This window comes from Mycobacterium sp. NGS50 (genome assembly GCF_059812545.1).
In genome coordinates this window covers 1-14030 of record NZ_JCALCW010000010.1, presented here as the reverse complement: position 1 = coordinate 14030, position 14030 = coordinate 1, and the positions used below count along the sequence as shown (strand labels likewise).

General features: G+C 69.0%; 13 protein-coding genes. 1 reads left to right on the top strand and 12 read right to left on the bottom strand.

The genetic code is table 11. The features are described 5' to 3' along the window. Window positions 1-67: 67 nt before the first annotated feature. The 12 genes from AC5Y36_RS09090 to sepIVA form a co-directional block, all read right to left on the bottom strand. On the bottom strand, window positions 68-2497 hold the full coding sequence (locus AC5Y36_RS09090) for a [protein-PII] uridylyltransferase (protein WP_500040551.1): 2430 nt from the start codon (window positions 2495-2497) through the stop codon (window positions 68-70). 18 nt (window positions 2498-2515) lie between these two features. Beyond that, window positions 2516-2797, bottom strand: coding sequence for a P-II family nitrogen regulator (locus tag AC5Y36_RS09085; protein ID WP_500040696.1), 282 nt, complete (start codon window positions 2795-2797; stop codon window positions 2516-2518). Then, on the bottom strand, window positions 2706-4214 hold the full coding sequence (locus AC5Y36_RS09080; protein WP_500040695.1) for an ammonium transporter: 1509 nt from the start codon (window positions 4212-4214) through the stop codon (window positions 2706-2708). Before AC5Y36_RS09080 ends, AC5Y36_RS09085 begins: the two co-directional genes overlap by 92 nt. A gap of 180 nt (window positions 4215-4394) precedes the next feature. Next, entirely contained in the window at window positions 4395-4733 is a 339-nt protein-coding gene (locus AC5Y36_RS09075; protein ID WP_500040550.1) for a P-II family nitrogen regulator, read from the bottom strand. Window positions 4734-4825: 92 nt separating this feature from the next. Continuing rightward, window positions 4826-6118, bottom strand: coding sequence for a signal recognition particle-docking protein FtsY (ftsY, locus tag AC5Y36_RS09070; RefSeq protein WP_500040549.1), 1293 nt, complete (start codon window positions 6116-6118; stop codon window positions 4826-4828). A gap of 31 nt (window positions 6119-6149) precedes the next feature. Next, entirely contained in the window at window positions 6150-9740 is a 3591-nt protein-coding gene (smc, locus tag AC5Y36_RS09065; RefSeq protein WP_500040548.1) for a chromosome segregation protein SMC, read from the bottom strand. Between the two features lie 38 nt (window positions 9741-9778). After that, window positions 9779-10060 carry an acylphosphatase gene (locus AC5Y36_RS09060; protein WP_500040547.1) on the bottom strand — a complete coding sequence of 94 codons (282 nt, stop codon included), beginning with the start codon at window positions 10058-10060 and terminating at the stop codon, window positions 9779-9781. Beyond that, the gene (locus AC5Y36_RS09055) at window positions 10047-10463 is read right to left on the bottom strand and encodes an OsmC family protein (RefSeq protein WP_500040546.1); all 417 of its coding nucleotides are present in this window, start codon (window positions 10461-10463) and stop codon (window positions 10047-10049) included. The genes AC5Y36_RS09060 and AC5Y36_RS09055 overlap by 14 nt, the downstream gene beginning before the upstream one ends. A 105-nt stretch (window positions 10464-10568) precedes the next feature. Next, window positions 10569-11423: a bifunctional DNA-formamidopyrimidine glycosylase/DNA-(apurinic or apyrimidinic site) lyase gene (gene mutM / locus AC5Y36_RS09050; RefSeq protein ID WP_500040545.1), complete on the bottom strand. Its 855-nt coding sequence runs from the start codon at window positions 11421-11423 to the stop codon at window positions 10569-10571. Continuing rightward, window positions 11423-12118, bottom strand: a complete 696-nt coding sequence (gene rnc / locus AC5Y36_RS09045) for a ribonuclease III (RefSeq protein ID WP_500040544.1) — start codon at window positions 12116-12118, stop codon at window positions 11423-11425. Before rnc ends, mutM begins: the two co-directional genes overlap by 1 nt. Beyond that, a complete protein-coding gene (locus tag AC5Y36_RS09040; protein WP_500040543.1) occupies window positions 12115-12690 on the bottom strand; it encodes a YceD family protein in 576 nt (191 codons plus the stop codon). Before AC5Y36_RS09040 ends, rnc begins: the two co-directional genes overlap by 4 nt. A 48-nt stretch (window positions 12691-12738) precedes the next feature. Then, window positions 12739-13476, bottom strand: coding sequence for a cell division protein SepIVA (sepIVA, locus tag AC5Y36_RS09035; protein WP_500040542.1), 738 nt, complete (start codon window positions 13474-13476; stop codon window positions 12739-12741). Between the two features lie 333 nt (window positions 13477-13809). Here sepIVA and AC5Y36_RS09030 point away from each other — a divergent pair. Continuing rightward, window positions 13810-14030 (top strand): dodecin family protein (locus AC5Y36_RS09030; RefSeq protein WP_500040541.1); only part of this gene is annotated, 221 nt, incomplete at its 3' end.

Here is a 14030-nt window from a genome sequence, read left to right as displayed (position 1 = left end):
GGTGATCGCAAGCGCGGCGGAGCCGGGCGCAGCGGGTCACCGCCAAGGCTAGGGCCCCCTTCGCTGACTATTCGCGACCGTGATCCGCGACGCCGGGAGGCTCTAACGCGTCGAGCAGGCGTTTCTCGATCGTCGTCCGGCCGGACTCGGAGATCGGCAGCACCACACAAAACACGTCGTCGACCGTCGAGCCCAGCGTGGTGACTTTCGCCCAGACGATGTCCGCTCCAGCGCGTTCCAGCACACCGGTCAGCCGCGCGAGCAGGCCGGCACGATCGGTGGCACGGATCTCGATGATCGTTTGGCCGGGTCCGCCGTCGAACCACCGTATTCGCGGCGGGGCGGTCGTGCCGTGACCAGGCACTCCGGTGGGAATCTGACCGATCGGCGCGCGGTATCCCTCGCCGTTGTGGCGACGTTCCACCTCGGCGACGACGTCGATGTCGTGTGCGAGCGCCCGACGGAACTGCTGGCAGACGAGCTCGGCGGCCGGCGGCGCCCCGAAATGCGGGGACACCACAAACTCGTTGATCACCATCCCCTGACGGGCGTTGATCGTCGCCGCGTGCACGCGCAGCGAATTCAGGGCCAGCACGCCGGCAGCCTTCGACAGCAGGCCGCGCTGATCGGGGGCGACCATGACGGCGCGGTAGGTGCGCCCGCCGGCGTCGGGACGCAATGCGACACGCACCTCACGCCCTGCTGCCAGCGAGAGATGGTCGTCGTCAATCGGGTCGGCGTGCAACAATGGCTCACCGGCCATGCTCAGCCGGCAGCGCCGAACCAGCTCAGCGACCAACGAGGCCTTCCAGTCGCTCCACACCGCGGGGCCGGTGGCCCGTGCGTCGGCCTCGGTCAACGCATGCAGCACCTCCAGCAGCACCACATCCCCGTCCAGCGCCGCGGCAACACCGGCGATGACATCCGGGTCGTTCAAATCGCGTCGGGATGCGACCTTCGACAGCAGCAGGTGATGTCGGACCAGCGTGGACAGCATCGCCACATCGGAGGGCCACATGCCCAGCCGGGTGCCGATCTCGGTGGCCAGCTCGGCCCCGATCACGCTGTGGTCGCCGCCGCGCCCTTTGCCGATATCGTGCAGCAACGCCGCGAGGACCAGCAGGTCGGGACGGGCGACCCGAGTGGTGAACGCGCTGGCCTGGACGACTGCCTCGACGAGGTGACGATCCACCGTCCAGATGTGTACGGCGTCACGGGGCGGTAGATCGCGGATCGCGTCCCATTCCGGGAACAGCCGGCCCCACAGCCCGCTGCGGTCAAGGGCTTCAATGGTTGCCACCGTCGAAGGGCCGGCCGCCAGCAGCACCCAGAGGTCGTTGCGGGCATCACGGGGCCAGGGCGCACATGGCCGGGGCGCTTCGTCAGCGAGCCGGCTCAGCGTGGCCGCCGCGATGGGTACCCCGGTGATCGCCGACGCGGCCGCCACCCGCACCACCAGACCCGGATCGCGGTCGGGTCGGACGTCGCGTGCCAGCACAACCTCGCCGGCGTATTCCACCACCCCCTCGTCGAGCGGCCGCCGCAACCGCGGCCGCACAGCGGCGATGCCACGCCGCGGCAGCGCGTTCGCGGCGATCCGCAACCCGGCGTCGACCCAGTAGCTGATGGTGCGGGCCGAATCGGAAAGGAGGCGCGCCACGTCGAATCGATCCCCGATACGCAGTGCGGCGCCGATCTCGTCGGCGTACTGCGCCAGCAACAGGTCATAGCCACGACCGGACACACGCTGCAGTTCGGTACGGATATCAAGCAGCGTGCGGTAGGCCACGCTCACCGAGCCACTCGGATCGCCCACTGTCGCGCGGTCGGTGAGATGGGCGACGGCCAGCGCGTTGAGCAGCTGAACGTCGCGCAGGCCGCCGCGACCGCATTTCACATCGGGTTCGACGCAATGCGCGATCTCGCCGCTTCGCTGCCATCGGGAATGCGTGGCCTCGACGAGTGCGCCGTAGCGGGACAAGATTCCGTACCGCCACTGGTGCCGCATGCCGCCGACAAGTTGGGTCGATAACCGCTCATCACCGGCGATGTGCCGCGCATCCAGCATGCCGAGGTCGGTAAGCATATCCACGGTGGCGAGCTCAAGGGCTTGGGTGACGGTACGCACACTGTGGTCGATCCGAATGTTGGCGTCCCACAGCGGATACCACAACCGCTCCGCAACGTGTTCCACCGATTCGGCGGGCTTGTCGTCATGGAGGAGCAGCAGGTCCAGGTCGGAGTAGGGAAGCAACTCACGACGGCCCAACGAACCGGTGGCGACGATGGCAAAGCCGCTGTCGGCGACGATGCCGATCTCTTCTGCCTTGGCGACGAGCCACGACTCATGCAGCTTCCACCACGCTTCGCGCAGCGCCGCTGCATCCAGATGATCCTTTGTAGTGGAACGCAACTCGGCACGCGCTAGGGTCAGATCAGCCGCGGTGCACGCACCTGGTTCTGGCTGTGCGGTCGAGTCCGGGTCGTCTTGCATCATCGCTGCTCACACCCGATGTCATAGGGCGTCAGCCCCACGCTCTCCGGTGCGCACCCGCATCACCGTTTCGACCGGGCTGACCCACACTTTGCCGTCGCCGATCTTGCCGGTGTGCGCCGCTCGGACGATCACGTCGAGAATCTTGTCGACCGCGAAGTCGTCGACCAGCACCTCCACCCGCACCTTGGGCACGAAATCAACCGAATACTCAGCCCCCCGATAGATTTCGGTGTGCCCCTTCTGTCGTCCATACCCCTGAACTTGACTGACCGTCATGCCCAGCTGTCCCGCTTGCTCCAGACCGGTCTTGATGTCCTCCAGCGTGAACGGCTTGACGATCGCGGTGATCAGCTTCATTTCCTCTTCTCTCTTCGATCGAGCGGGCGGGCGCCGGACCGCCGGCAACCACGAACTCGTAGGCGCCTTCGGCGTGCTGGGCTTCGTCGATGCCCGAGGCTTCGGCCTCGGCTCCCAACCGCAGTCCGACGGTGTATTTGACGATCAGTGCCACGACAGCGGTGCCGACAGCCGAATAGGCCGCGACACTCAGCGCCCCGATGACCTGGCGCCCCAGCTGATGCATGCCGCCGCCGTAGAACAAGCCGGGCGACACCCCGGATACCCCGGCGATCGCCGCGGTCGCGGGCGCCGCCACGAAACCCACCAGGATGGTGCCGACCAGCCCCCCGATCAGGTGCACCCCGACGACATCAAGCGAATCGTCAAAGCCGAACCGGTATTTCAGCCCGACGGCGAAGGCACACGCGACGCCGGCGACTACGCCGATCACCAGCGCCCCGACGACGTTGACCGAGGCGCACGACGGGGTGATCGCAACCAGTCCGGCCACGATTCCTGATGCCGCGCCCAGGGACGTGGCGTGTCCGTCCCTGATCCGCTCGGCCAGCAGCCAGCCCAGCATCGCGGCGGCTGTCGCGACCGTGGTGGTGATGAAGGTTGATCCGGCAACGCCGTTGGCGCTGACCGCCGAGCCGGCATTGAACCCGTACCAGCCGAACCACAGCAGGGCAGCACCGAGCATCACCAACGGCAGATTGTGCGGTCGCATCGCGGTGGGCCACCCGGTGCGTTTGCCGGCGATGACCGCCAGCACCAACGCGGCGGTGCCGGCGTTGATGTGTACCGCGGTGCCACCCGCGAAGTCGACGGCATGCAGCTTGTTGGCGATCCAGCCGCCGTGCGCGGACGCAGCCTTGTCGAATGCGAAGACCCAGTGTGCGACCGGGAAATAGACGACGCTGACCCACAGTGCCGCGAAAAGCAGCCAGCTGCCGAACTTCAGCCGGTCGGCCACCGCTCCGGAGATCAACGCGACCGTGATGATCGCGAACATCAGCTGAAACCCGACGAAAACGGTGTGCGGCACGGTGCCGACCAACGGAATCTCAACCGGCGGGGCGCTGCTGCCCGGATCGCCGGCAACCCCGTTGACCCCGATCAGGCCGCGCAGCCCCCAGTAGTCGCCGGGCCGGCCGGCCAGGTTCCCGACGTCATCACCGAAGGCCAGCGAGTAGCCGTAGAGCGCCCACAAGACGGTCACCACGCCCATCGCGCTGACGCTCATCATGATCATGTTCAGCACACCTCTGGCGCGCACCATCCCGCCGTAGAAGAAGGCCAGCCCGGGCGTCATCAACAGCACCAGCGCGGCGCTGGTCAGCATCCAGGCGGTATCCCCGGTGTCGGGCACCCCCATCGTCGGAAACCGATCCACGTTCGCAGACCTCCTCGCCGACGCAGCCGCCCGATGCAGGGACCAAGCTGGTCAAACAATGCGCAGTGGTTGTTTCCGCTCCAACGCCGCATCGTTGCAGCTATGTGACAACCTGCTCACAGCGCCCGCCTGAAGCCGGGGCGACGGCGGGGGCGCCGGATCTCAGACGGCGTCTGGTCCGCGTTCACCGGTGCGAACCCGCACCACTGTCTCGACGGGGCTGACCCACACCTTGCCGTCGCCGATCTTGCCGGTCCGCGCGGCCTGCACGATGGCGTCGACGACCTCGTCGGCGGCGGTGTCCTCGACCACGACCTCCACCCGGATCTTGGCCACGAAATCCACCATCTCGTCGGGGGCGCCGTACTCCTCGGTGAGTCCCTGCTGGCGGCCGAAGCCGCGAACGTCGCTGACCGTCATACCGAGGATGCCGAGCTGGGCCAGCTCGGCTTTGACGCCGGCCAGAGCGAACGGCTTGATGATCGCGGTCACCAGCTTCATCGTGTCGATCCTTCCCGTCGGGCGTGTGGGTTGCGGTCGAATATTCGGGCTGACTCGCGCCACAACCTACACAGTCGGCACCGTCAGCGGGCTCACCCGAGCAGCGCGTCCACAAACGCGGCCGGCTCGAACGGGGCCAGGTCGTCGGGTCCCTCGCCCAGGCCGACCAGCTTCACCGGAACGCCCAGCTCCTGCTGGACCCGGAACACGATCCCGCCCTTGGCGGTTCCGTCCAGCTTCGTCAACACCACCCCGGTGATGTCGACGACCTCGGCGAACACCTTCGCCTGCGCCAAACCGTTCTGACCGACGGTGGCGTCCAGCACCAGCAGCACCTCGTCGACGGCGGCGCGCCGGCTCACCACCCGCTTGACCTTGCCCAGTTCGTCCATCAGGCCGGTCTTGGTGTGCAGGCGCCCGGCGGTGTCGACGAGCACCACGTCGGCCCCGGTGGTGATGCCCTCGCCGACGGCGTCGAAGGCCACCGAGGCAGGGTCGGCACCCTCGGCGCCGCGCACCACGTCGGCGCCGACCCGCGCCGCCCAGGTCTGCAGCTGGTCGGCGGCCGCGGCCCGGAAGGTGTCGGCCGCGCCGAGTACGACACGTCGACCGTCGGCCACCAGCACCCGCGCCAGCTTGCCGACGGTGGTGGTCTTGCCGGTGCCGTTGACCCCGACCACCAGCAGCACCGACGGGTGATCGTCGTGCGGCAGCGCGCGTACCGAACGGTCCAGACCGGGTTGCAGTTCGGTGATCAGTACCTCGCGCAGCACCAGCCGGGCGTCGGCCTCGGTACGAACGTCCTGGCTGGCCAGCCGGCTGCGCAGCTGTGACACCACCGACGCGGTGACCACCGTGCCCAAGTCGGCGATCAGCAGGGTGTCCTCGACTTCCTCCCAGGACGCTTCGTCGAGGTCTCCGCCACCGAGCAGGCCGAGCATGCTGCGCCCCAGCGCGTTCTGGGATTTGGCGAGCCTGCCGCGCAGGCGTTCCAGCCGGCCCTCGACGGGTGCGATGGTCTCGACCTCGAGAGCGGGCGGCGCGGCCACCTCGGGCGCTGGCGGCGGAGCCACCGCGGCATCGGCCTCGGGCAGTTCGACGTCGGTGATGGTGCGTTTGGGAGCGTCGCGCGGGATGGTGGCGTCGTCGCCGACGGCGGGCAGCCCAGCGGTGTCGATGCGCTGGGCCGGCTGCACCGGCGGGGCGCTTTGGCTGAAGGTGATGCCCGACGACGCGGTATAGCCCCCCGAACGATCGAGGCTTTCCTGGCTTGGTCCAGAAAGGCGGATCCGACGCCGACGGAACCTGAGCAGGCCCAGAACCAGCGCGGTGACGACGACCAGTGCGGCGACAACCGCTAAAGCAATCCAGAGACCCTCAGACACCACGCCATTGTTTCAGGGACACGAACAACGGTTAGCCGGGGCTGGCGACCAGCTCCTGGCCGCGGATCCGCTGCGAGATCACCGCGGTGATGCCGTCGCCCTGCATGGTCACGCCGTAAAGCGCGTCGGCGACTTCCATCGTCGGTTTCTGGTGGGTGATGACGATCAGCTGGGAACGTGCGCGCAGCATCTCGAACAGCGCCAACAGGCGGCGCAGGTTGGTGTCGTCCAGAGCCGCCTCGACCTCGTCCATGATGTAGAACGGCGACGGGCGGGCCCGGAAGATCGCCACCAGCATCGCCACCGCGGTCAGCGACTTCTCTCCGCCCGACAGCAGCGACAGCCGCTTGATCTTCTTGCCCGGGGGCCGGGCTTCCACCTCGATACCGGTGGTCAGCATGTCGGCGGGGTTGGTCAGCAGCAGCCGGCCCTCGCCGCCCGGGAACAGGGCGGCGAACACCTCGGTGAACTCGCGCTCGACGTCGGCGTAGGCCTCGGCGAAGACCTGCAGGATGCGGGCGTCGACCTCGGCGACCACGTCGAGCAGGTCTTTGCGAGCGGCCTTGACGTCCTCGAGCTGGGTGGACAGGAAGTTGTAGCGTTCCTCCAGCGCGGCGAACTCCTCCAACGCCAGCGGGTTGACCCGGCCCAGCTCGGCCAGCTCGCGTTCGGCGCGTTTGGCACGCCGTTCCTGGGTGGGCCGGTCGAACGGCATCGGGGCAGGCGCGGTCACTTGCTCCCCGCGTTCGCGGGCCTGCTCGTATTCGGCCAGCTCCAGCTCGGTGGGCGGCAGCGCGGTGTCGGGGCCGTATTCGGCGATCAGGTCGGCCGGCGCCATTCCGAACTGCTCGAGCACCATCTGTTCGAGCTGCTCGATCCGCAGTGCGGCTTGCGCTTTGGCCACCTCGTCGCGGTGCAGCGCCTCGGTCAGCGTGCCGATGCGGGTGTTGAGGGCGGTCACCTCGTCGCGGACTGCGGCCATCGCGACCGTGCGTTGCTGGCGTTCGGCGGCCAGCGCGTCGCGGGCCTGCGAGGCGGCGGTCACTACCTGCGCGAGTCGCTGCGCGAGCAGCCGTCCGGAATCGGCGACCGCGGCGGCGACGGCGGCGGCGTGTTCGCGGGCGGCCCGCGCGCGTTGCGCACGCAGCCGGGCCTCGCGTTCGGCGGCGGCGGCCCGACGCAGCGAATCGGCGCGGCCGCGTACGGCGTTGGCGCGTTCTTCGGCGGTGCGGACGGCCAGTCGGGCCTCCACCTCCACGCTGCGGGCGGCCTCGGCGGCGGCCGTGATCTGTTCGCGGTTGACCGGCCCGTCCTCGATCACCTGTGGATTGGCCTCGGCGTTGTGCAGCCGGGTCTCCAGGTCGGTGAGCTCGGTGACGGTTTGGGCGCGACCGGTCTCGAGTTCTTCACGCTGCCGCAGTTGCCGGCGCCATTCCGCGTCGGCGGCGCGCGCCTCCTGGCCCAGTCGGCCCAGCTGCTCATACATCGCCGAGATGGCGGCGTCGGATTCGTTGAGGGCTGCCAGCGCATGCTCGGCGGCATCGTGGCGGGCGGACTGCTCGGCCAGCGCCCCGGACAGTGCGGCGGCCAGCTGGGACGCCTGCGCGTCGGCGTCCACCAGTTCGACGCGCGCTTTTTCGATCTCGCTGGTGATCTCCAGGGTCGACGGCTTGCGATCCGAGCCGCCGCTCACCCATCCGGAGCCGACCAGATCGCCGTCGACGGTGACCGCCCGCAACGTCGGCCGGGCAGCCACCAACTCCAGCGCGGCCGACAGCTGCGGCACCACCGCGACGTGCGCCAGCATGGCGGTCAACGCGCCGCGCAGCCGCTCGGGAACGTCGACGAGCTCCAGCGCCCAAACCGCGCCGTCGGGCAGCGCATCAGTGGGTAGCTGCGCGGAGCCCGGCCAGTCCCCCAGCACGATCGCCACCCGGCCGCCGTCCCCATCCTTGAGCGCACGCACCGCGGCGGCGGCCGAGCCGAAGCTATCCGCGGCCAGGGCATCGGCCGCGGCGCCCAGGACCGCGGCCAGCGCCGCCTCGTAACCCGAGCGGACTTTGACCATCTTGGCGACTGATCCGAAAAGCCCTGCACCACTGTGGTTATCAGCGAGCCAGGCCGCGCCGTCTTTGCGTTCCAGACTCATCGACAGCGCGTCGATGCGGGCCCGCAGCGACGCCATCTGGCGCTCGGCGCCGCGCTCCGCGGATTGCAGTTCGGCGACCCGCTCGTCGGCCAGCCGCACCGCGGCCACGGTCCGCTCGTGCTGCTCGTCGAGGCCGGCCTCGCCCTGATCCAGCTCGCCGACGCGGCCCTGCACGGTTTCGAACTCGACCTGGGCGACCTGGGCGCGGGTCGCGGCCTCCTCGATGCGTGCCGACAGCCGGGCCACGGCCTCGTCGGTGGATTCGACCCGGGCTCGCATGGTTTCCACCTGGCCGGCCAGCCGGGCCAGCCCTTCGCGGCGGTCCGCCTCGGCGCGGACGGCCGCCAGGTGGGCTTTTTCGGCCTCGGCGGCGATGCGCTGCCGTTCGGCGAGCTCGGCGCGGGCACCCTCCAGTCGCTGCTGGGCGGCTTCCAGTTCGGCCAGCAGCTGCTGCTCGCGGGCGGCGACCTCGTCGGCCTCGGCTTCCAGCGCTTCCGGGTCGGCGCCGCCGGTGCTGGGCGGCTCCTCGTCGAGGTGCTGGGCACGTTCGGCGGCGATGCGCACCGTGGCACTGACCCGCTCGGCCAGCGCGGAGAGCCGAAACCAGGTCTGCTGGGCGGCCTCGGCACGCTCGGAGAGGCTGTTCACCGCGCTCTCGTGCGCAGCCAGTTCCCCGGCGGCCACCGCCAACCGGGCGGCCGCCTCGTCGTGTTCGCGGCGCAGCGTCGCCTCGGCATCGTTGGTGCCGGTGAATTCGGCCTGGCGGGTGACCAGGTCGTCGGCGGCCAGCCGCAGCCGGGCGTCACGCAGGTCGGCCTGGATGGTCTGGGCGCGGCGAGCCACCTCGGCCTGGCGCCCCAACGGCTTGAGCTGGCGGCGCAGCTCGGTCGTCAGGTCGGACAGCCGGGCCAGGTTCGCCGACATCGCGTCGAGCTTGCGGACCGCCTTTTCCTTGCGCTTGCGGTGCTTGAGCACACCGGCGGCTTCCTCGATGAACGCCCGACGGTCTTCGGGACGCGATTCGAGGATCTCGGCGAGCTTGCCCTGTCCGACGATGACGTGCATCTCACGACCGATGCCGGAGTCGGACAGCAGCTCTTGCACGTCCATCAAACGGCAACTGTTGCCGTTGATTTCGTATTCGCTGCCGCCGTCGCGGAACATTCGCCGGGTGATGGCCACTTCGGCGTAATCGATCGGCAGCGCATTGTCGGAGTTGTCGATGGTGACGGTGACCTCGGCGCGGCCCAACGGTGCGCGCGAGCTGGTGCCGGCGAAGATGACGTCTTCCATCTTGCCGCCGCGCAGCGTCTTGGCGCCCTGCTCGCCCATCACCCAGGCCAGCGCATCGACGACATTCGACTTTCCGGAGCCGTTGGGCCCGACCACGGCGGTGATGCCGGGCTCGAAGCGCAGAGTCGTCGGCGACGCGAAGGACTTGAAGCCCTTCAGCGTCAGACTCTTGAGGTGCACGACGTGTGAGACTACCGGTTGGCGACCTGACCGCCCGGCTACCTCTCCACGAAGCCGGCGATCGCGTCCCCGGCCTCGTTCCAGTCCGCGACGACGGTGTCGACCCGGCCCGGAGTGGTCCCGCCCTGCAACAGATCGAGGAGCCGTTGACAGTTCTCCCGCGGCCCCTGCGCCACGACCTGCACCCGTCCGTCGGGGCGATTGGCGGCGTACCCGGTCAGCCCCAACTCCAGCGCCCGGGACCGAGTCCACCAGCGAAAGCCCACGCCCTGGACGTGGCCGTGCACCCAGGCGGTCAGACGGACGTCAGGCGCGGTCATGCTCGGCGATGGCGAAGGTGACCTCGGTGCCGGACTTGAGGGTGCGGCCCACGGTGCACACCTGGTCGACGGCCCGCTGCACGACCACCAGCAGCCGTTGCTTGTCGGCGTCGCTGAGCTCGGACAGGTCCAACTCCAGGGTTTCGGTCAGCAGCGGGTAGCGCTCCTGCTCGCGGTCGGCCTGCCCGGATACCCGCACGGTCGCGGCGTAGTCGTCGCCGAGACGGCGGGCCAGCGGGGCGTCGCTGGCCATCCCGCTGCAGGCGGCGAGTGCGATCTTGAGCAGTTCGCCGGGGGTGAACACGCCGTCGACATGCTCAGAGCCGATGAGGACCTGCGCGCCGCGCGAGCTGTGCCCGGTGTAGCGGCGGACTCCGGTGCGTTCCACCCACAGTTCGGTCATGACGACATTTCTACCTGCTGGGCGCCAGTCCCCCGCGCGAGCAGACACAGAATCGCACTCATTGCCGCGGAATCGTGCGATTCCGTGTCTGCTCGCCCGGCATTTTCACCCCCGCGGGCGGGGCTGACATCTCGGACAGAAGAACGACGAGCGGTTCATGAACTTCTCCCGGCGCATCACCGATCCGCAGCGTCGGCACGGCTCACCTTCGCGGCCGTAGGCATCCAACGACCGGTCGAAGTAGCCGGACTGGCCGTTGACGTTGACGTACAGCGTGTCGAACGACGTGCCGCCGGCAGCCAGCGCGTCGCGCATCACCTCGGCGGCGGCGTCCAGCACCGCATGCAACTGGCGCCGAGTCAGCTTGGCCGCGATCCTCGCGCCGTGCAGCTCGGCACGCCAGAGTGCCTCGTCGGCGTAGATGTTGCCGATCCCGGACACCACGCTTTGATCCAGCAGTTGGCGTTTGATCTCGGAATGCTTGCGCCGCAACGTCTCGACAACCGCGGCGGCGTCGAATAGCGGGTCCAGCGGGTCGCGGGCCAGGTGCGCGACCGGCTCGGGGACCACGCTGCCGTCCACGGTGACCAGGTCGGCCAGCAGCCAGCCGCCGAAGGTGCGCTGGTCGACGAAGCTGAGCGCGGTGCCGTCGTCGAGCAGCGCGCCGATGCGCAAATGCGGTGACCGCGGTGCCGCGCCGTTGGTGCTGAGCAGCATCTGCCCGCTCATGCCCAGGTGTACGACCAGCGCCTGATCGTCGTCGAGAACCAGCCACAGGTACTTGCCGCGCCGGTCGGTGCCGTGGATGTGGGCACCGAGCAAGCGCGCCGTCAGGTCGGCCGGACCGGCCTCGTGTCGGCGCACCGCGCGGGGGTGATGAACGCGGACGGCGGTGATGGTGCGGCCAGCCAGAACCTGCAGGCCGCGACGCACCACCTCGACTTCGGGCAGTTCGGGCATCAGGCGTCGTCGGGCACGTTCAGCGCATTCCACGCCGCGGAGGCCGCCTTCTGCTCGGCTTCCTTCTTGGTGCCGCCCACCCCGCTGCCGTATTCGGCGTCATTCACCACGGCCACCGCGGTGAATTCCGGGTCGTGGCTGGGGCCGCTGGAAGTCACCACATACGACGGTCGGCCCAGACCCAGGGTTGCCGTCAGCTCCTGGAGGCTGGTTTTCCAGTCCAACCCAGCCCCCAGGGTGGGCGCGGCATCCAACAGATCAGCGAACAGCCGCAGGATCACGCCGCGGGCGACTTCCATTCCGTGGTTCAGGTACACCGCGCCCAGCAGCGATTCCATCCCGTCGGCCAGAATGCTGGATTTGTCGGAGCCGCCGGTCATCACCTCACTGCGGCCCAACAGTAGGTAGGCGCCCAAACCGTCGGGGGTCAGGCCGCGGGCCACATCGGCCAACGCGTTGGTGTTCACCACGCTGGACTTCATTTTGGCCAGCTCGCTTTCCGGCAGGTCCGGATGACGGTGATACAGCGCGTCGGTGACGGCCAATCCCAGGACGGCGTCGCCGAGGAACTCCAGACGTTCGTTGGTCGGCAGCCCGCCGTTCTCGTAGGCGTAGCCGCGGTGGGTCAACGCCAGGGTCAGCACTTCGTCGGGCAGGTCCACACCGAGCACATCGAGCAGCGGCTGCCGGTTCACCTCGGCGGCTCCTCGGTCGGGAGCAGCCCGGCCAGCTTGGCCCAGCGCGGGTCGATCTGGTCGTGCTGGTGGCCGGGCTCGGCGGTGGCCAGCGGGACACCACACTGCGGACACAACCCCGGGCAGTCCGGTGTGCACAACGGCGAGAGCGGCAACTCCAGCCCGACGGCGTCGATCAGCGGCTGCTCGAGATTCACGGTGTCCTCGACGACCCGGGACATCTCGTCCTCTTCGGTGGTCTCGTCGGTGGCGCTGTCCGGGTAGGCGAACAGCTCGGTCAGCTGGACTTCGACGCTGCCGGTGACGGGTGCCAGACAGCGCACGCATTCGCCGACCGTCGGGGCGGCCACCGTTCCGGTCACCAGCACACCCTCGGACACCGATTCCACCCGCAGATCCAACTCCAAGACGGCTTCCGGCTCGATCGCCACCAGGTCCAAGCCGATGCGCGACGGGCTGGTCACCTGGTTCTGCAGCGAGAACATCGAGCCGGGGCGCCGGCCCAGCCGGGAGATGTTGATGACGAGCGGCGAGTCGGAGGGTCGGTGTGTCACGCCCGCTCGCCTCGCCATACCGGCAATCTTACGGCGAGCGCGGTGTTGAACTGCGGCGTAGTCGTCCTACCGGGTGGCGTAGTCGTGGGTGCCGGCAGCCGTCCGCAGCTGGTGGCGTCCGCGGTTGATCGAACGCAGCGTGCCGTTGAGGAAGTCCTCGAATTCGGCAAGCTTGGCGTCGACGTAGATGTCGCACTCGCCGCGCATCCGGTCGGACTCGGCGTGCGCCGAGTCGATCAGGCGGGTTGCCTCCGCGGTGGCGGACGCCACCACCTCGGTCTGGGAGACCAGCCGCTGCTGCTCCTTGATGCCTTCCTGCACGGCCTTCTCGTACGCGAGATTGCCGTTTTCCACCAGCCGGTCGCATTCGGCCTGGGCCCGTCCGGTGCTGGTTTCGTACTCCCGCTTGGCGGTGGCGCTGACACGGGCGGCTTCGTCGCGGGCTTCACCGACCATCCGGTCGCTGTGCTGGCGGGCTTCGGCCACCATCCGGTCCGCCTGCGCCTTGGCGTCGGCCAGCAGCCGGTCCGCCTCGCCGCGGGCGTGGTTGATCATCGATTCCGCCTCGTTGGTGGCGTTGGCCACCATGGAGTCGGCGTGCTCCTTGGCGTCGCGCAGCATCGAGTCGCGAGCATCCAGCACGTCCTGGGCGTCGTCCAGCTCGCCCGGAATCGCGTCCTTGATGTCGTCGATCAGTTCCAGCACGTCGCCACGCGGCACCACGCAGCCTGCCGTCATCGGCACGCCGCGGGCCTCTTCGACGATCCCGCCCAATTCGTCCAGCGCTTCAAACACTCGGTACACGGCAACACCCTCCACGCGACGTAGTTGTTACTAGTGTGCCTGGTGTTACGCGTGTGACAGCGCAGCGTCGATGGGTGTGTCGGCGCGCCAGGCGCTTGTCGGTCCAGCATATCGCCTGGTCACGGTGCGACTGCTGGGGTCGTTGTGCTCGTCGGGCCCGACCGCGGTGGTCGTGAAGAGTGCATCTCGGGCTGTGCGGCGCCCGGAATCACGACCCCGGGCGCACGATCAGCGGGCCGGATACGCAGGTGCGCAAGCCGCCGTGGCGACACGACCAGGCAAGCGAGCGCGTTTTCTCGACGCGGCGCGGTTCCCTGATTTAGGTTGAACCGCATGAGCGTCTACAAGGTCATCGACCTGATCGGCACCAGCCCGTCGTCGTGGGAGAACGCCGCCGCGGAGGCGGTTCGCCGGGCACAGGAGAGCCTCAACGACATCCGCGTCGCCGAGGTCGTCGAGCAGGACATGGCCCTGGACGACAAGGGCGGCATCACCTATCGCATCAAGTTGCGAATCTCGTTCAAGATGCGGCCGGCCAAACCGCGCGACGACGA